Below are 18,961 nucleotides of genomic sequence, written 5' to 3'. Positions count from 1 at the left end.
CACCTCCAAATGAACAGTTTGGGCTGTCTATTTCTTCCCGGAAGGCGACCTCGCTGGTCAGCGCGCTCGTCCTCATTGAATTCTCATGTTCGGATCATCGACCGGCAAGATCGCACCGCCAGCCTTGCCGCCCATGGATCTGTCGCTCAAGCGCCGGACCCTCCTGGTCAACGGCACGCTCGTGGTGCTGCTGGCGGGCGGGGCCGGGATCGCCTACTTCTCTCTCGCCGACAACGGCGCGGGAGCCTCGCAGACGCGGGAACGCCTGACCACGGTCGCCCGCGGCACCGTCGAGGCGACCGTGTCCGCGTCCGGCTCGGTGGCCAGCACCCAGCAGAAGTCGCTGGACTTCGGCACGTCCGGCACCGTCCGGCACCTGTACGCGCGGGCCGGGCACAAGGTCGCCAAGGGCGACGAGCTCGCCCGGCTCGACCAGACCGACGCGCTGGAGACCCTCCAGGCCGCGCGGCTCACCCTGAACGCCGCGGCCACCACGCTCAGCAAGGCGTCCACGGACACCGCGAGCGCGCAGTACGCCAAGGCGTACTCGGCCTGGGTCCAGGCCAAGCAGAGCTACCGCGCCGCCGAGGACCGCCTGTCCGCCACCGTCCTCAAGGCCCCCTTCAGCGGGACGGTGACCGAGGTCAACGGCAGCGTCGGTGACACCGTGAGCGGCGGCTCGTCCTCGTCCGGCGGGACGTCGGGAGGGACGTCCGGCGGAGGCTCGGGCGGCTCGGGCGGCTCCTCCGGCGGGTCCGGGGGTTCCGGGGGGAGCGGGTCGTCGGGCAGCGGCGGCTCCGGCGGGTCGTCCGGGTCCTCTTCGGGTTTCGTGACCCTGATCGACACCAGGTCGCTGGAGGTCGTCGCCGACTTCACCGAGGCCGACTCGGCCAAGCTGAAGGTCGGCCAGGACGTGACGGTCGGCTTCGACGCGCTGACCGGCAAGACCGCGTCCGGGACGATCGCCCAGATCGCGACCACCCCCACGACCAGCAACAACGTCGTGACGTTCGCCGTGACGGCCGCCCTCGACGACGTCCCGTCCGGGGTGCGCATCGGGCAGACCTCCACGGTCGAGGTCACCACCGGCAGCGCCGACAACGCGCTGTACGTCCCGAGCGCGGCCGTCCGGACGGTCAACGGGGTCAGCACGGTCACCGTCATGGAGAACGGCAGGCAGGTCCCCCGGACGGTCAAGACCGGCCTGCGCGGCAACCAGGGCACCGTGATCACGTCCGGGCTCCGCGAGGGCGACCAGGTCGTCGTCGTGTCGGCGGCCCCCGCGTCCGGCACGGGCGGCAGGCAGGGCGGCTTCCCGGGCGGGGGAGCGCCCGGCGGCTTCCCCGGCGGCGGCGGAGGCTTCGGCGGCGGCAGCGGCGGAGGAGGACGCCGGTGACCGCCACCAGCGCGCTGACCACCGGGCCGGGCGGCCCGGCGGCGCCCGTCCTGGACCTTCGCGACGTCACGAAGGTGTACGGCACGGGGGATGCCACCACCGCCGTGCACGCCCTGCGCGGCGTCACCCTGACCGTCGAACGCGGCGACTACGTCGCGGTGATGGGCGCGTCCGGGTCCGGCAAGTCCACGCTCATGAACATCATCGGCTGCCTGGACGTCCCGTCCGGCGGACGGTACCGGCTCGACGGCCTGGACGTCGGCGGCCTCGACGAGCGACGCCTGGCGATCCTGCGGAACCGCCGGATCGGGTTCGTGTTCCAGTCGTTCAACCTCATCCCGCGCATGTCCGCCCTGGCGAACGTCGAACTGCCGCTCGCCTACGGCGGGGTGCGCCGGGACGAGCGCCGCCGCCGCGCCCTCGCCGCGCTCACCGAGGTCGGCCTCGCCGACCGCGTCCGGCACGAGCCGAACGAGCTGTCCGGCGGGCAGCAGCAGCGGGTCGCGGTGGCCCGCGCCCTGGTCACCGCGCCGACCCTGCTCCTCGCGGACGAGCCGACCGGCGCCCTGGACAGCGCGTCCACCGCTGACGTCCTCGCCATCTTCGACCGGCTCAGCCGGGCCGGCCGGACGCTCGTCGTGATCACGCACGAGGAGGAGGTCGCCGCGCACGCCAAGCGGGTCGTCCGGCTCGTGGACGGCAGGGTCGCGGGCGACCTGCGGAGGGCGCCCGTGGACGCGCCGCCGCCCGCCCACGGCGGACTGCGGGAGGGCGTCCGATGATCCTCGAGGTCCTGCGGTTCGCCCTGCGCGGGCTCGGCGCGAACAAGATGCGCACCGGGCTCACCACGCTCGGCATCCTCATCGGCGTCGCCGCCGTGATCACCCTGGTCGCGGTCGGGAACGGCTCGTCCAAGGCGATCCGTGACAGCATCCAGCGGCTCGGCGCGAACACCCTCACCGTCACCAAGTCCACGACCGGACGCGGCGGACGCTTCGGCGGAGGCGGAGGCGGCGGCTTCGGCGGCGGCGGGTTCCGAGGCGGTGGAGGCGCTGGCTCCGGCGGCCAGGGCTCCGGCCCCCGCATCCAGGCCCGCGACCTGACCACCGACGACGCGAAAGCGCTGGTCGACAAGGTGAACGCGCCTTCGGTGAAGAGCGCCTCGCCGGTCGTCAACGCGCAGCAGTCGACCGTCACGTTCGGCGGGTCCAGCACGTCCGTCGGCCAGTTCGTCGGGACGACCCCGACCTACCTGGAGGCCGCCGACCGGCGCGTCCAGAGCGGCGCGTCGTTCACCGACGACGACGTCGCCCAGGGCGCCCGCGTCGCGGTCATCGGCAGCAGCGTCGCCCGCGACCTGTTCGCCGGGGTGAACCCCGTCGGCCAGCGGTTCACCGTCTCCGGCGTGGAGTTCACGGTGGTCGGCGTGCTGAAGGCGAGCGGGTCCGGATCGTCCGGGTTCCAGGACGCCGACAGCGTGGTGATCGCGCCGATCACGGCCGTCCGCGGGACGCTCGCGCCCTACGGCGGGCTGTCCCAGATCCTCGTCGAGGCGCGCGACGCGTCCCTGGTGGACCGCGCGCAGGCCGAGGTGACCGACCTGCTGGACCAGCGGCACGACATCACCGGGACGGCCGCCGCCGACTTCCAGGTGACCAGCCAGGCGGGCATCCAGTCCGCGGTGGCCGACTCCAACCGGACGTTCACCGTGCTGCTCGGCGCCGTCGCGGCGATCAGCCTGCTCGTCGGCGGCATCGGGATCACCAACATCATGCTCGTCACCGTCACCGAGCGGACGCGCGAGATCGGCATCCGCAAGGCGCTCGGCGCGCCGCGCGGCGCGATCCTCGGCCAGTTCGTCGCCGAGGCGACCGTGCTCAGCCTGCTCGGCGGGCTGCTCGGCGTCGTCGCGGGCGTGATCTGCAGCCGGTTCACCATCGTCGGCGTGAAACCGGTGCTGGTGCCGTCCTCGATCGTCCTCGCGCTCGGCGTCTCGGTCGCCGTCGGCCTGCTGTTCGGCAGCCTCCCCGCCCACCGCGCCGCGGGGCTCCGTCCCATCGAGGCCCTGCGCCATGACTGACTCCAACGAAAGGCGTCCGATGTCCGACAACACTCCCGACCCCACGCCGCTCCCGCCCCAGGTCCCGCCCCAGGTCCCGGCGCCGGGGACGCGGCCGCAGCCCGAGGTGCTGGAGACGTCCCCGTTCAAGGACGACCTGGGCAAGGAGCTTGCCGACCGCGGCTCAAGCGGCCGGGGCCTGAGCGGCCCGACGCTCTACCTCGCCGCGGCCGTCCTGGTCGTCGCCGGGTTCGTCGGCGGGATCTTCACGCACAAGGCGATGGCGGACGGCAAGTCCGGGTCGTCCGACTCCCGCGCGTCGGGCCAGGGCGGACGCGGCTTCGGCGGCGGCTACGGCGGCTTCCGCAACGGCGGTGGCGGCGGGGGAGGGGGAGGCTTCTCCGGCGGAGGCCAGAACGGCGCGGGCGGGATGACGGCCGGAACCGTCACCAAGGTCGACGGCGACACCCTCTACCTGAAGACGGCCGACGGGAAGACGATCACCGTCAAGACCAACGGCTCGACCCGGATCCAGGTCACCAAGACCGGCACGGTCAAGGACCTCAAGACCGGCGCCATGCTCGTCATCCGCGGGACGTCCGGCGGCGACGGCTCCATGACCGCGACCAGCGTCAACGAGGGCGGCGGTTTCGGCGGCCGCCGCGGCCAGGGCGGCGGCGGCCAGGGCTTCCCGGGCGGCCAGCCCCCTCAGGGCGACTGACGCCGCGCGTTCACACGACGTTCCGGAGTCCGGAGTGTGCCAGAGACTCATGCTTTGGGGTGTGTTGGGAAGATGACGACTGCCGGGGCCTCCCGGTCCCGGCAGGATCTCTCCCCCCGGAGGTCGTCATGTCAGGTGCTCCCACCGCCGCCGTCCCGCGCCGTCTCCGCGCCGTCCTCGCGGCGTGCGCGCTCGCCCTCACAGGCGCGGCGGGCCTGTCCGCCGCGCCCGTGAACGCCGCGCCCGTGAACGCAGGGACGGTTCCGACGCCCGACCACACCGTGGTCGTGGTCTTCGAGAACCACGCGTACTCGCAGGTCGTGGGCACGTCCAGCGCGCCGTACCTCACGTCCCTCGCCAACGGCGGCGCCAACCTCACGCAGTCCTACGCCCTGACCCACCCGAGCCAGCCGAACTACTTCGACCTGTTCTCCGGCTCCACGCAGGGCGTCACCGACGACACCTGCCCCCCGCCCGGCTCCCCCTACTCCACCGCCAACCTCGCCTCCGAGCTCCAGGCCGCGGGACGGACCTGGGCCAGCTACAACGAGGGCCTCCCGTCGCAGGGCTCGACGACCTGCTCCAACAGCGCGGGCAAGTACGCGCGCAAGCACAACCCCTGGTTCTCGTTCACCAACGTCCCGGCCTCGACCGGCTCCACGTTCGCCCAGTTCCCGACGGACTACACGACCCTGCCGAACGTCTCGTTCGTCATTCCGAACCTGTGCGACGACATGCACGACTGCTCGGTCTCCACAGGCGACACCTGGCTGAAGACCCACCTGGACGCCTACGCGCAGTGGGCCACGACCCACAACAGCGTCCTGCTCGTCACCTTCGACGAGGACAACGGCTCATCCGGCAACCAGATCGCCACGATCTTCTACGGCGCCCACGTCAAGCCCGGCGCCTACGCGACCAAGTACACCCACTACAACGTCCTCCGCACCCTGGAGGACATGAACGGCACCACCCACGCCGGCAACGCCGCCACCGCCACCCCCATCACCGAGATCTGGCAGTAGGAACCGCGAAGCGGCTGGGCCTCGACGAGAGCCCGGCCGCGTCGGTCGCCGCTCAGCCGTGGACGAGGCGGACGAGCATCTTGCCGGTGTTGGCGCCGCGCATCATCGCCTGGAAGGCCTCGAAGGCGTTGTCGATGCCGTCGACCACGGTCTCCTCGGCGACGAGCGAGCCGTTCTTCAGCCAGCCCGCCGCCCGCGCGGTGTATTCGGGGGCCAGTTTGAGGTGGTCGCTGACGATGAGGCCGCGCAGGGTGAGGCGTTTGCCGATCGCCAGGGGCAGGTTGCGCGGGGCCGGTGGGAGGTCGGTGGCGTTGTAGGCGGAGATCGCGCCGCACAGCGCGATGCGGCCGAAGGGGTTCATCGCGCCGATGGCGGCCTCGAGGTGGTCGCCGCCGACGTTGTCGAAGTAGACGTCCACGCCGTCCGGGGCCGCCTCGGCGAGCTGGGCCGGGAGGTTGCCCTCGCGGTAGTCGATTCCGGCGTCGAAGTTGTAGGTGCCGGTGATGTGGCGGACCTTCTCGGGGCCGCCCGCCGAGCCGATCACGCGGGTCGCGCCGAGGCGCCGGGCGATCTGCCCGGCGACCGACCCGACCGCGCCCGCCGCGCCCGACACGAAGACCGTGTCGCCCGCCTTGACCGGCGCGATCTCGGTGAGGCCCGCGTAGGCCGTGAGGCCGGTCGAGCCGAGGACGCCGAGGTAGGCCTGGGCCGGGGCGAGGGCGGTGTCCACGGCGCGGACGGCCTTCGCGGGCAGCAGGGCGTACTCGCGCCAGCCGAGGAAGTGCGTGACGGACGTGCCGACGGGGACGTCCGCCGCGCCGGACGCGACGACGGTGCCGACCGCCGCGCCCGTCATGGCCTCGTCCAGCCCGAACGGCGGGATGTAGGACGGGACGTCGTTCATCCGCCCCCGCATGTACGGGTCGACGGACACGAAGTCGTTCCGGACGACGACCTGCCCCGCTTCGGGATCGGGGACGGTCACCGTGGTGAGGGCGACGTCGGACGGGGTCGGCTCGCCCGACGGACGGGCGACGAGCCGCCATTCGCGGCTGGTGAAAGGCATGGCGGGCATCTCCAAGAGTTACAGCTGCTTCAGCATCTCGGCGGCGAGAGGCGCCGCCGAGGCGGGGTTCTGGCCGGTGACCAGGGTGCGGTCGGTCTCGATGTGCGGGGCCCAGGGCTCGCCCTCCCGGAAGTCCACCCCGGCCTCGACGAGCCGGTCCTGGAGGAGCCACTTGGCGCGCGGGGCGAACCCGGCCTGGGTCTCCTCGGCGTTGGTGAACGCGGTGACGCGGCGGCCGGCGAACGCGTTGGAGCCGTCCGCCCTGGTCGCGGCGAGCATCGCGGCGGGCGCGTGGCAGACGATGCCGAGCGGCAGGCCGTCGTCGAGGGCGCGGATGAGGAGGCGTCCGGAGTCGGCGTCGACCGCGAGGTCCTCCATCGGGCCGTGTCCGCCGGGGTAGAAGACGGCGTCGAAGCCGGAGAGGTCGACGTCCTCCAACGTGACGGGGTTCTGGAACTCCGCGCGCCTCAGGACGGTGGCGATCCGGTCGGCGCCGGCCTGGCCGCCGTTGGCCTCGGGGCTGAGGCTGCCCGCGTCCACGGTCGGCACGACCCCGCCGGGCGTGGCCACGGTGACGGTGTGCCCCGCTTCGGTGAACGCCTCGTAGGGGACGGCGGCCTCCTCGGCCCAGAAGCCGGTCGGGTGCTTCGTGCCGTCCGCGAGGGTCCAGTGGTCGGCGCCGGTCATCACGAACAGGATCTTGGCCATGGCTGCGCTCCCAGGGATGGTCTCGGATCAGGATGGGCCCGAACCGGGGGTTCGGTCACCGGACCGGAGCGTAGCCGGGGTGTTCTCGGCCCGACCAATAGACGGTTCTATGCCGTCCATTGGGATTCCGATGGGTCAGCAGGCCAGGTGGGCGATCTCCCGCAGGTGCTCGGCGACCAGCGCGACGTGCGGGGACGGGAACGCCCCGGCGCGCCGGACGAGGAACGCGGTGTTGATCGGCGGGTCGTCCGGGTCGAGCAGCGGCAGCAGCGTGCCCTCGGTCAGCTCGGCGTGGCAGAGGTAGCGCGGCAGGACGGTCACGCCGAGGCCCGCGACGGCCGCGGCCTTGATCGCCCGCAGGTCCGGGACGACCACGGCGGGGTCCGCGGTGAGCCGGGTCTCGAAGACGTGCCGCCAGTACCGGCGCAGGATCGGCAGGTCCTCGGCGTAGGAGAGCAGCGGGACGCCGGAGAGCGCGGACGGCCCCTCCGACGCGAGCCGCTCCCGGTCGATCCGCTCGGCCCAGGACGGCGCGGCGACCAGCACGAACGTCTCGTCCGCGAACGGCTCGGCGAGCAGCGCCCGGCCGCGGGGGCGGATCGTCGACACCACCAGGTCGAACCGTCCGGCGCGCAGCCCGGCGAGCAGGTCCTCCGCGACGCCCGTGACGATCCGCAGCCGGACGCCCCGGTCGGTCAGCGGGCCGAGCCTCGGGACGACCGCCGCCGACAGGAACTCGGCGGGCCCGGCGAGCAGCACCGGCGGCTCGGGCGCGGGCTCGTCCGCGGCGCCGCCCCCGGCGACGGCCTCCAGCGCGTCCATCGGCCCGGCGAGCCGCGCGGCCAGGTCGTCGGCCGCCGGGGTGGGCGTCACCCCGCGCGGCAGCCGCTCGAACAGCTGCCGCCCGGTGCGCTCCTCCAGGGCGCGCAGCTGCGTCGTCACGGTCGGCTGGGACAGCCCGACCAGGCGCGCGGCGGCCGTCAGCGACCCGGCGCGGTAGACGGCGAGGAACGTCCGCAGCTGCGCCAGATCGAGCGGCCCATTGGTGTTCCTATGGCTCACCCGGCCGAGTGTATTCGGAGGTGACTAGTGCGCCCGGTCCGGTGTGAAGGTGACCGGGACGTGCTTCAGCCCGCGCAGCATCCCCGGACGCCGGGGAAGATCGCTCACCGGGACCTCCAGCGCAAGGTCCGGGAACCGGCGCAGCAGCGTCGCCAGCGCCGTGACGATCTCCAGCCGGGCCAGGGCCGCGCCGAGGCAGTGGTGGATCCCGTGCCCGAACCCGAGCTGCGGGTTGTTCTCCCGGAACACGTCCAGGACGTCCGGGTCGGGGTAGCGGGCCGGGTCGCGGTTCGCCGCGCCGATCGCGACGATCACCATCTCGCCGCGCGGGATGACCGTGCCGCCGATCGGGACGTCCTCCAGCGTGAACCGGGCGACGCCGCGCGCGACCGGGCCGTCGTAGCGGAGCAGCTCGTCCACCGCGCGCGGGATCAGGTCCGGGTCGGCGCGGAGCGCCGCGAGCTGCTCGGGGTGGGTGAGGAGCGCGACGACGGCGTTGGCGAGGAAGCACAGCGTGGTCTCGTGCCCGGACAGGAACAGCATGATCGTCAGGCCGACCAGCTCGTCGTCCGAGACGTCCTCGTTGGCGTGCGCGGTGACCAGGGCGCTGAGCAGGTCGCCGCCGGGGGCGGCGCGCTTCAGCGCGATCTGCTCCAGGAAGAACTCCGACATCTCGGCGCGCGCGGCGTCGGCCCGTTCCAGGGTCGCGCCGTCGGCGGGCGGCATCGCCAGGCCCACCGACCAGTTCCGGAACCGCTCGCGCGCGAACGGCACGCCCAGCAGCTCGCAGATCACCGCGATCGGCAGCGGCAGCGCGAGCCCCTCGACCAGGTCGCCGCGGCCGTCGGCGGCGAACGCGTCGAGCAGGTCGTCCACGGTCTCCTGGACGCGCGGGGCCAGCTCGGCGACCCGGCGCGCGGTGAACGCCTTCGCGACGATGCCGCGCATCCGGCTGTGGTCCGGCGGGTCGCTGGCGAGCAGGCTCTCCATCAGGACGTTGCGGCGGCGCTCCGGCGGCAGCCCGGCGGTGATGCGCGGCGCGGCCTCCAGGTCGGCCGAGAACCGGGCGTCGTTGAGCGCGGCCAGGGCCTCGTCGTAGCCCGTGATCGCCCAGGCGTCGACCTTGCCGCGCATCCGCACGCGGTGGACCGGGGACTCGGCGCGCATCTCGGCGAGCAGCGAGTACGGGTCGAGCCACTGCGCGAAGTCCCGGGGGAGGTCGAACTCCTTGTGCGGGGTCTCAGCGGTCATCTGGCGCCTTTCTCGGTGGGGTGGTCCTGGAGCGGGCGGGCGGGCCGGACGGCCTCGGTCACCGACGTCCCGCACCGCACGCGGTACCGCGCGCACGGCGTGCCGGAGTCGAGGTCGAGGCGGAGGGTGCGCTCCTCCGTCCAGCCCTCGAACCGGAACTCGCCCGACCCGACGTGGACGAGCGCGAACAGCGGCGCGCCGTCCCCGCCGCACAGGCAGAGCCGCCCGTCCACGGCGCGCACCGAGCCGGGCACGTCGGGGCGCGGCGTCCCGTCGTCGTCCTCCGACCAGTCCGGGAACGCGGCGGGCATGTCGAACGCGCAGGTCAGCGCGGTCAGGTCGGCGGGTCCGAGCGGCTTGGGGGAGCGCGTGTACAGGACGTCCCGCCAGGGCAGCCGGTCGCGGAACGCGGCGGGGAACAGCGCGAGCAGCTCCGGCGTGAGCCCGACGTCGATCACCAGGTGGACGCGCGGCGCGTCCCCGCCGTTGCGGACGTGGTGGGGACGGTCGAAGTCGCCGAACCAGAGCCGTCCGGCGTCCCAGTGCCGCTCCTCGCCGCCGATCACCACCACGGCGTCCGGGTTGGTGACGACCGGGACGTGCAGCCGCATCGCGCCCCACGGGTAGCCGCACTTGCCGTCCCGGTGCTCGTGGCAGCGGACGCCGGGCCCGAGCGCCATCAGCCGGACGGCCCGCAGCGGCGCCGGGACGCCCGCGAGCAGCTCGGCGATGTACGGCGTCCGCTCCAGGTACGGGGTGTCGGCGTGCGGGACGAGTCCCGCGCCGCCCGGGTCGGTGCGCGCGGGGTCGCCGCCGGGGGAGCGCAGCGGCAGGATCCGCCAGTCGATCTCCGCCGTCCCGCGCTGGCCCTCCTGGCCGTAGGAGCGCTGCGCCCGCCAGGTGAGCGCGCGCAGCGCCTCCACCTCGGCCGCGAGCCGGTCCGCGTCGTACGCCCGGTCGAGCGGGACGGCCGTCGGGACCGGCGCCGCCCGCGTTCCGCCGGGCACGGTGGTGGCGGTCATGGCGCGGCCTTCCGCACCACCACGGCGCCCGGGTCGTCCGGGAGCGGCGTCGCCTGCGCGAGCCCGTCGCCCTCCGCCGGATGCAGCCCGGCGTCGGCCAGGTCCTTCAGGACGGGCCCGGGCCGGTGCATGTTGTGCAGCCGCTCGGTCGGCTCGGTCGCGATCAGCTCGCCGCGCAGGTACGTCCGGTAGGTCTGCCGCAGCCGCGACAGGTCGGGGCCGAGCCGCTCCGCCTCGGCGGACAGGACGTACCGGCACTCGCCGAGCACCTGCTCGTCCATGACGCGTTCCTCGAGGTCCGGAGCGGGCATGCGCAGGACCATGTCCATCGCGCACAGGCCGCCCGGCCTCAGGTGCGCGGCGATCGCGGCGAACAGCACCGGCCGCTCGGCGGGCGGGACGTGCTCCAGCACGCCGCCCAGGTACACGTAGTCGAAGGCGCGGCCGAGGTCGAAGCCCGGCGCGGTGCCCTGGAGCACCGTCACCTTGCTCCGCATTTCGGGGCGCTGCGCGAGCTTGGAGATGAGGACGGCCCGCATCGTGGGAGACCGTTCCAGGCAGGTCAGGGTGCGCGCCCGCCCGGCGACCGCGAGGGCGAGACGGCCGGTGCCGGACCCGATCTCCAGCGCGTCCGCGTCCGGGGGAGTCAGGCCGGCGAAGAACGACACCGACGGCAGCGCGTCCTCGCTCGCACGGAACAGATCGTAGTAGCCGGGGGTGAAGGCGTACGGATCGTTGAAGGCGGTCGGGGCGGCACCGTTCGACACGATTCTCCCTACGAGATGTGCTGATTGCGTAGGCTGGACGGTGGGAAGAAGGGCGTTCGCGGCCGCCGGTCGCACGACGGCCGCGAACCCTCGAACCTCATGTGGTGCTCATCAGTGCCAGTACTTCATGGGGTCCTCCCTTCTCTCACTCCCTCATGGGTGATGGGACGTCCGACCCTGCTCAGCCCAGCGCGACACGCATCCGGGCGGGGCTGCGCAGGGTCAGGGCGACCCGGTACTCGGGCGCGCCGAGGGCGCGCGGGGACGCGGAACGCTCCGCGAGGACGGTGAGCGCCACCCGCGTCTGGACGGCGGCGAACGGCGCGCCGAGGCAGGAGTGCGCGCCCCGGCCGAACCCCAGATGCGGATTGGGACGCCGGTCGAAGCGCAGGTCGTGGGGGTCGTCGAACCGCTCCGGGTCGCGGTTGGCCGCGCCGAGGAAGAGCGTCACGTCCTGCCCCGGCTCGATCCGCCTGCCGCCGAGCTCGGTGGGCGCGACGCACACCCGGCCCAGCGCCTGGACGGGCGAGCAGAACCGCACCAGCTCGTCCACGGCGTGCGGGGACGGGTCGGCGGCGAACGCGGCGAGCGCGCCGGGCCGTTCCAGCAGCGTCACCGTCGCGAGCGCCAGCAGTTTGCTCGCCGAGGTGTACCCGGCGTGCAGCAGCACCCGCAGGGTGTTCGCGGCGACCGCGCCGTCCAGGGCGCCCGTCCGGACCGCGTCGGCGACGGCCCGGACGATCCCGTCCGGCGGCGGGTCGGCGAGCCAGGCGCCGGTCAGCGCGGACAGTTCCGCCCGCGCCGCCATCGCCGGCTCGCGCCGGTCCGGGAACACCCCGGCGTCCATCCCGGCCGCGACGGTCTCGGCGACCTGCGCGAACCACACCGGGTCCGGTTCGGGGACGCGCAGGTACCGGCAGATCGTGGACACCGCGAGCGGCTCGCAGAACTCGGTCACGACGTCGAAGGAGTCCCGGCCGCCGAGCTCGTCGAGGAGCGCGCGGGCGCGCCCGGCGACCATCGGCGCGACCTCGGCGCGGTCCAGCTCGCGCAGCGCGTCCACGAGCGGGCGGCGCGCGGCGGTGTGCCCGGGCGGGTCGAGCGTCTGGACGCTGACGGCCTGCGGGGGCATGTCGACGCCCGCGCGGCGCGGGTCGGCGCCGAAGTGCGCGCCGTCGCGCAGCACCCTGGCGCAGTCGGCGTGCCGCGTCAGCAGCCAGGTGCCGAGGCCCTCGTGCCAGGCGACCGGGTCGTGCGCGCGGAGCCCGTCGAAGACCGGGTGCGGGTCCGCCAGCGCCGCCCGCCCGGCCAGCGCCCGGACGGGATCGGACGGCAGGACGGCGGGTCCCGAAGGCGGGGGGACCGAACCGGAAGGCGGGGGGACCGAATCGGAAGGCGGGGGGAAGGGAACGGAAGGCGGGGGGACGGGGGCGGAAGGCGGGGGGACGGGGGCGGGGAGGAGAGCGGCCGGGTCGTTGTCCACGCGGCTCCCAGGTCAAGGAGGACAGTGGGCTTGCGTGATCACTGGTGGAAAACTAACCCCGCCACCGGTGGATGTCCATTGTCAGGAATCGCTGAAGACGAACCCTGAACCCTCCCCGGTCAAGGCCGGACGCCCACTGGACGCCCGGCCGTGACAGCGGGCCGGTCAGCCCGCATCAGCCCCGCAGCGCCTTGAACGCGCGTGTCTGCGCGGTCAGGGCGCGTTCGGTCGGCAGCCGCTCCATGCTGCTCGCCCCGTAGAACCCATGGCAGTTCTTGGCGTGCTCGAGGACGTACGCTGCGTCCTCGGGTTCGGAGATCGGGCCGCCGTGGCACAGGACGAGGACGTCGTCGCGCTCGTTCAGCGCCGCCTCGGACCACGCGTCGATGAGCTCGACGCAGTCGTCCAGCGTCTTGGCGGTCTCCGCGCCGATCGCGCCGCCCGTCGTCAGGCCCATGTGGCACACGACGATGTCCGCCCCGGCGCGGGTCATCGCGCGCGCGTCGTCGGCGGAGAACACGTACGGCGTGGTCAGCAGGTCGGCGGCGCGCGCGGCCTCGACCAGCTCGACCTCCAGGCCGTAGCCCATGCCGGTCTCCTCGAGGTTGGCGCGGAACACGCCGTCGATGAGGCCGACCGTCGGGAAGTTCTGGATGCCGGAGAACCCCAGCTCGCGCAGCCTCGCCAGGAACGGGCCGCGCAGCAGGAACGGGTCGGTGCCGTTCACCCCGGCGAGCACCGGCGTGCGCTCCACGACCGGCAGCACCTCGGCGGCCATCTCCAGGACGATCTCGTTGGCGTTCCCGTAGGCGAGCAGCCCGGCGAGCGAGCCGCGCCCGGCCATCCGGTACCGGCCGGAGTTGTAGATGACGATGAGGTCGATGCCGCCGGCCTCCTCGCACTTGGCCGACAGGCCCGTCCCGGCGCCGCCGCCGACGATCGGCTCGCCGCGCCGGGCCATGTCGGTGAAGCGCTCGACCAGCTCGGCGCGGGGGAAACTCATCGGGACACCTCCTGGAAGGCCGCGACGAGCGCGGCGGCGAACTCGGGATCGTTGATGTTGTGCGGCGACCGGACGAGCCGCCGGTCCGCGGTCTGCTCGACCCGCGCCTCCAGGGTCTCGAACAGGACGCGGTCGGCCTCCGGGTCCCAGAACGGCAGGCCCGGCGCGTCCAGTGCGGACACGCCGCCCTCGGGCAGCAGGAACCGCACCGGGCCCTTCATGGCGTTCAGCTTCGCGGCGATGAACTCCGCGATCTCGCGGCACTCGCCCGGGGTGGTGCGCATCAGCGTGACCTGCGCGTTGTGCTCGTAGAACAGCCGGTCGGCGTACCGCTCGGGGACGGTGTCGCGCGCGCCGAAGTTCACCATGTCGAGCGCGCCGCACGACCCGACGTACGGGACGTCCACCCGCGCGAACACGTCGAGCCGGTCCGGTCCCGCGCTGAACACGCCGCCCGCGATCAGGTCGCAGATCTCGGTCGTGGTGATGTCCAGGACGGCGTTGATCAGGCCGTCCCCGGTCAGCGCCTCCATGGCCCGGCCGCCCGTGCCGACGGCGTGGAAGACCAGCGGGTCGTGGTCGGCCGCGAGCCGCTCGGCGACCGCGGTCACGCACGGCGTGGTCACGCCGAACATGGTCAGCGCGACGGCGGGACGGTCCTCGGCGTCCGGGACCGGGTGCGCGACCATCCCGGCGAGCGCGTGCGCGGCGTTCCCGATGACCTTCCGGGAGATCCGGTTCAGCCCGGCGACGTCGGTCACCGAGTGCATCATCGCCAGGTCGCTGACCCCGACGTACGGCCCGACGTCCCCGGCCGCGACCGTGCTGACCAGCAGTTTCGGGACGCCCACGGGCAGCGCGCGCAGCGCGGGCGCGATGATCGCCGTCCCGCCGCTGCCGCCGAGCCCGAGCACCCCGGCCACGTCGCCGCGTCCGGCGAGGAACCGCTCGAACGCCACGGCCATCGCCGAGACGGACGTGCCGCGGTCGCCGGTGAACACCGCGTCCGCGCCGTCCGGATGGGACGCCGCGACCTCCGCCGCCGTCACGTCCGCGCCCGGACTTGCGCCCGGACTAGTGTCCGCACCCGCGTTCGTGCCGCCGTGCCCGCCGGTGGACACGTCCACCGTGAGGACCGGGGTCCCCGTCGCCGCCACGAGTTCCGCCGCGTATCTGAGCTCCGCGCCCTTGGTGTCGAACGTCCCGACCACGTAGGCCGTCCGACCGTTTCCGCCAGCCACCAGGCTCGCCACCTCCCTAGACGCGCCCGACGCTACCGAGAGTGATCCACTCGGGCAACGACGGGAGGCGCGGTTCGGGACGCGGGTCGGAACGCGGGCGCGGTCCTTGGGCGGAGGCGGGGCGTGGGCCATGATGGCGCCATGCCGAAGCCCTACGCGAGCGTGGTCATCGACGCCCCGGTGGACGACGTGTGGACCTGGGTCCGCGCGTTCGGCGGGATCGCCGAGTGGCATCCCGCGCTGGACTCCTGCGTCCTCCAGGAGGGCGACGACCACACCGTCGGGTCCGTGCGCCGCCTGACCTCGGGCGACGCCGTCTTCGTCGAGCGGCTGACCGCCCTGGACGACGCGGCGCGCACCCAGACCTACGAGTTCCTGGAGAGCCCGTTCCCGGTCCGCGACTACCGGGCGACGATCCGGGTCGCGCCGGTCACCTCGTCCGGCGCGACGTTCGTCGAGTGGTGGGCCGACTACGAGGCGGACGAGACGGAGACGGGCTGGCTCACGCCGTTCTTCCGCGACCAGGTCTTCGCCGCGGGACTCGCCGAGCTCGGCGCCCACGTCACCCGGCCCCACTGAACCCGGCCCCACTGAACCCGGTTCCACTGAACCCGGTTCCACCGCCCCGCCCGGCCCCGCCGCCCGCCCGGCCCCGCCGGCCTTCCGGCGCGCGTCACGGGTCGGTGTGCGCCCGGCGCGTCACCGTGCCCGTCCAGCGGGGAAAGGGGCCGGCCTCCTCTCCGGTCAGGTCGGCGATCGCCTCGCACAGCAGCGCGTCCTCCCGGAGGAGCCGCGCGGTCTCGGCGAGCACGGCGGTGAGGCCGGTGTCGTCGGCGTCCAGGGTCGTCATGGGCCCCGGGCCTCCTCTCCTGTGAATGATCCCTCGCGCACAGTCAACTCCGGTAGTGGATCTTGTCAAGAGGGCCGGGCGTCAAGGTCGGGAGTCAAGGTCGCCGAACGGCCGCTTGGCTTAGGCTGGGGACATGGACGCGCAGGGTAAGGGTGACTCGCCGGTGGTGCGGGTCGAGGCGATCGTCGACGTGCTGAAGGCGATCGCGGACCCGACGCGCTTCCAGATCCTCTACGCGGTGTCGCAGCGCGAGCACGGCGTCGGCGAGCTGGCCGAGCTGATCGGCGTGCACGTCGCGGCCGTGTCGCAGCACCTCGCCAAGTTGCGCGGTGCGGGCCTGGTCGCCTCGCGCCGGGACGGCACGCGCATCTTCTACCGCGCGGCGAGCCCGCACGTCGGCCCGGTGCTCGCCGAGGCCGGGCTGCTCGCCGGGCACCTCACCGGCGTGATCGACCCGCCGGACCCCGGCGACGGCGACGACGCGCCCGCCCCGGTGACGGTCTCGCTGCACCGGCGGCGCCAGGCCGTCGCGCGCCTCGGCCTCGCCCAGGGCTGACTCACCCGAGTCGACTCGCCCGGTTCGGCTTCCGCTTGGGGCTGACGTTCCGTTCCGGCGAAGTGGCGGTCCCGCCATAACTCGCTGCTTGCACGCCTGCGCAAGCGGCTATCTTCCCTGACCATCGGCGCGGCCGGATACTTGGCTAGTTGCATAGTTGCGAAAATAGGTGTGAAATGCGTCAGGGGCGCTTGGAACGTGCCCCGTCGAGGACGCGCCGTCCCCTCTCCGGGACGGCCTCGTCGAGGACGCGCCGCCCAGGTCCACCGGCGGCCCGTCGAGGATGCGGCGCCGTGCGGAGCCACGGTGTCCCGGACCGGGCGGAGGTGAGGACGATGTCCGGCGGTAGTCCGGGCCGAAGTCGGCCCCTCACCAGCGTGTTCACCTCCCTCGGCACGCGGTAGACCGCTCGTTCCCCCACCTTCGCCGCGACCGGCACGGTCGCGCGCCGACCCGTGCCGCGCGTCCGCGGCGCGGTCGCCCTTCGCGAGCGGGCTTCCGCATGCCCCGAAACGGCCCGACCCGGGCCGGAAAGGGGTCTGCGACATGACCACCGACCTCACCCCCGCACGGCGCGACGCCGTGCTCGACGACGCGCACGTGGGCGACATCCGCGGCGCGTTCGGCTCGATCCGGCGCGGCGACCTCGCCGCGCGCCCCGGCCTGTCCGCCCGGATCCGGACCCTCCTCGCGATCATCGGCCCCGGCCTGATCGTGATGGTGGGCGACAACGACGCGGGCGCGTTCGGCACCTACACGCAGGCGGGCCAGGACTACGGCACCCGCCTGCTCTGGACGCTGCTGCTGCTCGTCCCCGTCCTGTACGTGAACCAGGAGATGGTGCTGCGGCTCGGCGCGGTCACCGGCGTCGGGCACGCCCGCCTGATCCTCGAACGGTTCGGACGGTTCTGGGGCGCGTTCAGCGTCATCGACCTGTTCCTGCTGAACGCGCTGACGCTCGTCACCGAGTTCATCGGCGTCGCGCTCGCCACGTCCTACCTCGGGCTGCCGAAGGCGGGCGGCGTGCTGGTCGCGGCGGCCGTGGTGATCCTCGCGGCGTCCACGGGCGACTTCCGGCGGTTCGAGCGGATCGCCGTCGCGCTCTGCCTCGGCAGCCTGCTGCTGGTGCCGGTCTACCTCATCGTCCACCCGGCGACGGGGCGGATGGCGCGCGACTTCGTCGTGCCGGGCCTGCCCGGAGGGCACCTCGCGGACGTCATGCTGCTGATCATCGCGATCGTCGGGACCACCGTCGCGCCCTGGCAGCTGTTCTTCCAGCAGTCCTACGTCATCGACAAGCGCATCACGCCCCGGTTCATCCGGTACGAGCGCGCCGACCTGTGGATCGGCATCGTCGTCGTGGTCATCGGCGGCGCCGCGATGATCGGCTTCTCCGCCGCCGCGCTGCACGGCGGCGGCGCGTTCACCGACGCGGGCGGCGTCGCGCGCGGCCTCGAAGCGGAGGCGGGCCGCACCGCCGGGGCGCTGTTCGCGATCACCCTGCTCGACGCGTCCGTCATCGGCGCGTGCGCGGTGTCGCTGGCTACCGCGTACGCGATCGGGGACGTGTTCGGGATGCGCCACTCGCTGCACCGGCGCCCGTCCGAGGCCAAGGGCTTCTACGCGGTGTTCGCCGGGGTGATCGCGGTGTCCGCCGTGGTCGTCATCACGCCCGGCTCGCCGCTGGGGCTGCTCACCGAGGGCGTGCAGACGCTCGCCGGGGTGCTGCTGCCGTCCGCGTCGGTGTTCCTGCTGCTGCTCTGCAACGACCGCGCGGTCCTCGGCCCGTGGGTGAACGGGCGCCTGAAGAACGCGTTCACCTCGCTCGTCGTCGCGGTGCTCGTCGCGCTGTCGGTCGTCCTGACCGCCGGCGTGCTGTTCCCCGGCATCACCGGCGCGCAGATCGGCGCGATCCTGGCGGGCTGCGGCGCGGCGGGGCTGGCGGCCCTCGCGTTCTGGACGGTCCGGGCCGTCCGGCGGCGCGCGGCCACGCCGACGTCCGCCGGGACGGCCTCCGGCGGCGACCGGATGGCGTGGCGGATGCCGCCGCTGGACGAGCTGCCCGCGCCCGCCGTGTCCGCCGGACGCAAGATCGGCCTGGCCACGCTCCGCCTCTACCTGGTGGCGGCGAGCCTGCTGGTCGTCGTCCGGATCGTCCAGCTCGCGACCGGCGGCTGACCGGCGGCCGACCCGCGGTGGCGTCCCGGCGGCCGCTCAGCCGGCCGCCGGGACGTCCGGGCCGAGCCGGAACTCGGTGTGGTCGGCGTCGTAGGCGTACAGCTCGGCGTACCGGCCCCAGTCGATGGCGATCTCCATCTGCTCGGTGACCTGCTCGCTCGTGTAGTGGTGGGCGAGCAGGTCGCGGAAGAACCCGGCCCGCAGGGTGCGGTCGGCGGCCTTCGCCAGGCTCGTCGTGATCGCCGCGACGAGCGGGACGCGCAGTGCCGCCTCGGCGAACAGCGTCTTGGACTCCTGGACGTCCGCGCCGGAGTACCGCCGTCCCGCCGCCGTGAGCGCGATGCCGCCGCCGTCCACCTCGCCGAACCCGAGCAGGTCCAGGGCGTCCACGAGGGGGAGCAGGTCGTCGATCTCCAGCGCCAGCTCGTCGGCCAGCTCGGCGATGTCGAGCCGGCCGTCGTGCTGGAGCAGGATCTCCGCCAGCCCGGACAGGCCGTCCACCGAGGCGGGCGGCAGCGGCGTGCCCGCCAGGGTGCGGCGCGGCTCGGCCGCCGGACCGGCGGGCGCGGCGGT

19 protein-coding genes are annotated in these 18,961 nt (G+C 73.8%); 8 read left to right on the top strand and 11 right to left on the bottom strand.

The window, feature by feature from the left end:
* Window positions 1–133 precede the first annotated feature (133 nt).
* From EBO15_RS15465 to EBO15_RS15445, 5 genes are all read left to right on the top strand, one after another.
* Window positions 134–1,396, top strand: coding sequence for an efflux RND transporter periplasmic adaptor subunit (locus EBO15_RS15465; RefSeq protein WP_122195097.1), 1,263 nt, complete (start codon window positions 134–136; stop codon window positions 1,394–1,396).
* A complete protein-coding gene (locus EBO15_RS15460; protein ID WP_233616208.1) occupies window positions 1,393–2,178 on the top strand; it encodes an ABC transporter ATP-binding protein in 786 nt (261 codons plus the stop codon). Before EBO15_RS15465 ends, EBO15_RS15460 begins: the two co-directional genes overlap by 4 nt.
* On the top strand, window positions 2,175–3,476 hold the full coding sequence (locus tag EBO15_RS15455) for an ABC transporter permease (RefSeq protein ID WP_122195096.1): 1,302 nt from the start codon (window positions 2,175–2,177) through the stop codon (window positions 3,474–3,476). Before EBO15_RS15460 ends, EBO15_RS15455 begins: the two co-directional genes overlap by 4 nt.
* A 19-nt stretch (window positions 3,477–3,495) precedes the next feature.
* Window positions 3,496–4,176: a single stranded DNA-binding domain-containing protein gene (locus EBO15_RS44190; protein WP_158628244.1), complete on the top strand. Its 681-nt coding sequence runs from the start codon at window positions 3,496–3,498 to the stop codon at window positions 4,174–4,176.
* A gap of 128 nt (window positions 4,177–4,304) precedes the next feature.
* The gene (locus EBO15_RS15445; protein WP_122195094.1) at window positions 4,305–5,201 is read left to right on the top strand and encodes an alkaline phosphatase family protein; all 897 of its coding nucleotides are present in this window, start codon (window positions 4,305–4,307) and stop codon (window positions 5,199–5,201) included.
* Between the two features lie 52 nt (window positions 5,202–5,253).
* On the opposite strand, the gene EBO15_RS15440 is transcribed toward EBO15_RS15445, so the two are convergent.
* The 9 genes from EBO15_RS15440 to EBO15_RS15395 form a co-directional block, all read right to left on the bottom strand.
* Entirely contained in the window at window positions 5,254–6,267 is a 1,014-nt protein-coding gene (locus EBO15_RS15440) for an NADP-dependent oxidoreductase (RefSeq protein WP_122195093.1), read from the bottom strand.
* 18 nt (window positions 6,268–6,285) lie between these two features.
* Entirely contained in the window at window positions 6,286–6,975 is a 690-nt protein-coding gene (locus EBO15_RS15435; protein ID WP_122195092.1) for a type 1 glutamine amidotransferase domain-containing protein, read from the bottom strand.
* A 135-nt stretch (window positions 6,976–7,110) separates the two neighbouring features.
* Window positions 7,111–8,037: a LysR family transcriptional regulator gene (locus EBO15_RS15430; RefSeq protein WP_122195091.1), complete on the bottom strand. Its 927-nt coding sequence runs from the start codon at window positions 8,035–8,037 to the stop codon at window positions 7,111–7,113.
* 24 nt (window positions 8,038–8,061) lie between these two features.
* Window positions 8,062–9,288, bottom strand: coding sequence for a cytochrome P450 family protein (locus tag EBO15_RS15425; RefSeq protein ID WP_122195090.1), 1,227 nt, complete (start codon window positions 9,286–9,288; stop codon window positions 8,062–8,064).
* Window positions 9,285–10,310 carry an aspartyl/asparaginyl beta-hydroxylase domain-containing protein gene (locus EBO15_RS15420; RefSeq protein WP_122195089.1) on the bottom strand — a complete coding sequence of 342 codons (1,026 nt, stop codon included), beginning with the start codon at window positions 10,308–10,310 and terminating at the stop codon, window positions 9,285–9,287. Before EBO15_RS15420 ends, EBO15_RS15425 begins: the two co-directional genes overlap by 4 nt.
* The gene (locus EBO15_RS15415; RefSeq protein WP_158628243.1) at window positions 10,307–11,077 is read right to left on the bottom strand and encodes an SAM-dependent methyltransferase; all 771 of its coding nucleotides are present in this window, start codon (window positions 11,075–11,077) and stop codon (window positions 10,307–10,309) included. The genes EBO15_RS15420 and EBO15_RS15415 overlap by 4 nt, the downstream gene beginning before the upstream one ends.
* A gap of 181 nt (window positions 11,078–11,258) precedes the next feature.
* Window positions 11,259–12,560 carry a cytochrome P450 gene (locus EBO15_RS15410; RefSeq protein WP_158628242.1) on the bottom strand — a complete coding sequence of 434 codons (1,302 nt, stop codon included), beginning with the start codon at window positions 12,558–12,560 and terminating at the stop codon, window positions 11,259–11,261.
* Window positions 12,561–12,735: 175 nt separating this feature from the next.
* Window positions 12,736–13,563, bottom strand: a complete 828-nt coding sequence (locus EBO15_RS15400) for a phosphoenolpyruvate hydrolase family protein (protein WP_122195085.1) — start codon at window positions 13,561–13,563, stop codon at window positions 12,736–12,738.
* Window positions 13,560–14,804, bottom strand: coding sequence for a Tm-1-like ATP-binding domain-containing protein (locus tag EBO15_RS15395; RefSeq protein WP_233616207.1), 1,245 nt, complete (start codon window positions 14,802–14,804; stop codon window positions 13,560–13,562). The genes EBO15_RS15400 and EBO15_RS15395 overlap by 4 nt, the downstream gene beginning before the upstream one ends.
* 141 nt (window positions 14,805–14,945) lie before the next feature.
* Here EBO15_RS15395 and EBO15_RS15390 point away from each other — a divergent pair, with 141 nt between their 5' ends.
* Window positions 14,946–15,383: an SRPBCC family protein gene (locus tag EBO15_RS15390; RefSeq protein WP_122195083.1), complete on the top strand. Its 438-nt coding sequence runs from the start codon at window positions 14,946–14,948 to the stop codon at window positions 15,381–15,383.
* 94 nt (window positions 15,384–15,477) lie between these two features.
* Here the strand turns inward: EBO15_RS15390 and EBO15_RS44185 are convergent, their stop codons facing one another.
* Window positions 15,478–15,654, bottom strand: coding sequence for a hypothetical protein (locus EBO15_RS44185; protein ID WP_158628241.1), 177 nt, complete (start codon window positions 15,652–15,654; stop codon window positions 15,478–15,480).
* 133 nt (window positions 15,655–15,787) lie between these two features.
* On the opposite strand from EBO15_RS44185, the gene EBO15_RS15385 reads away from it, so the two are divergent.
* On the top strand, window positions 15,788–16,210 hold the full coding sequence (locus EBO15_RS15385) for an ArsR/SmtB family transcription factor (protein ID WP_122195082.1): 423 nt from the start codon (window positions 15,788–15,790) through the stop codon (window positions 16,208–16,210).
* 546 nt (window positions 16,211–16,756) lie between these two features.
* Window positions 16,757–18,388 carry an NRAMP family divalent metal transporter gene (locus tag EBO15_RS15380; RefSeq protein ID WP_122195081.1) on the top strand — a complete coding sequence of 544 codons (1,632 nt, stop codon included), beginning with the start codon at window positions 16,757–16,759 and terminating at the stop codon, window positions 18,386–18,388.
* A gap of 36 nt (window positions 18,389–18,424) precedes the next feature.
* On the opposite strand, the gene EBO15_RS15375 is transcribed toward EBO15_RS15380, so the two are convergent.
* Window positions 18,425–18,961, bottom strand: a 537-nt coding sequence (locus EBO15_RS15375) for an AAA-associated domain-containing protein (protein WP_199744550.1), incomplete at its 5' end; no start/stop codon positions are given.

Origin of the sequence: Actinomadura harenae, assembly GCF_003696215.1 — a bacterium.
In the GTDB taxonomy this organism is placed as follows: domain Bacteria; phylum Actinomycetota; class Actinomycetes; order Streptosporangiales; family Streptosporangiaceae; genus Spirillospora; species Spirillospora harenae.
Note: the sequence above shows the minus strand (reverse complement) of the source record. Positions and strands in the feature narration are given on the sequence as shown.

Excerpts from the sequence above, each read along its gene's own strand:
- EBO15_RS15465 (WP_122195097.1), top strand. The coding sequence starts at position 134 with ATGGATCTGTCGCTCAAGCGCCGGACCCTCCTGGTCAACGGCACGCTC.
- EBO15_RS15455 (WP_122195096.1), top strand. The coding sequence starts at position 2,175 with ATGATCCTCGAGGTCCTGCGGTTCGCCCTGCGCGGGCTCGGCGCGAAC.
- EBO15_RS44190 (WP_158628244.1), top strand. The coding sequence starts at position 3,496 with ATGTCCGACAACACTCCCGACCCCACGCCGCTCCCGCCCCAGGTCCCG.
- EBO15_RS15445 (WP_122195094.1), top strand. The coding sequence starts at position 4,305 with ATGTCAGGTGCTCCCACCGCCGCCGTCCCGCGCCGTCTCCGCGCCGTC.
- EBO15_RS15440 (WP_122195093.1), bottom strand. The coding sequence starts at position 6,267 with ATGCCTTTCACCAGCCGCGAATGGCGGCTCGTCGCCCGTCCGTCGGGC.
- EBO15_RS15435 (WP_122195092.1), bottom strand. The coding sequence starts at position 6,975 with ATGGCCAAGATCCTGTTCGTGATGACCGGCGCCGACCACTGGACCCTC.
- EBO15_RS15425 (WP_122195090.1), bottom strand. The coding sequence starts at position 9,288 with ATGACCGCTGAGACCCCGCACAAGGAGTTCGACCTCCCCCGGGACTTC.
- EBO15_RS15420 (WP_122195089.1), bottom strand. The coding sequence starts at position 10,310 with ATGACCGCCACCACCGTGCCCGGCGGAACGCGGGCGGCGCCGGTCCCG.
- EBO15_RS15400 (WP_122195085.1), bottom strand. The coding sequence starts at position 13,563 with ATGAGTTTCCCCCGCGCCGAGCTGGTCGAGCGCTTCACCGACATGGCC.
- EBO15_RS15390 (WP_122195083.1), top strand. The coding sequence starts at position 14,946 with ATGCCGAAGCCCTACGCGAGCGTGGTCATCGACGCCCCGGTGGACGAC.
- EBO15_RS44185 (WP_158628241.1), bottom strand. The coding sequence starts at position 15,654 with ATGACGACCCTGGACGCCGACGACACCGGCCTCACCGCCGTGCTCGCC.
- EBO15_RS15385 (WP_122195082.1), top strand. The coding sequence starts at position 15,788 with ATGGACGCGCAGGGTAAGGGTGACTCGCCGGTGGTGCGGGTCGAGGCG.
- EBO15_RS15380 (WP_122195081.1), top strand. The coding sequence starts at position 16,757 with ATGACCACCGACCTCACCCCCGCACGGCGCGACGCCGTGCTCGACGAC.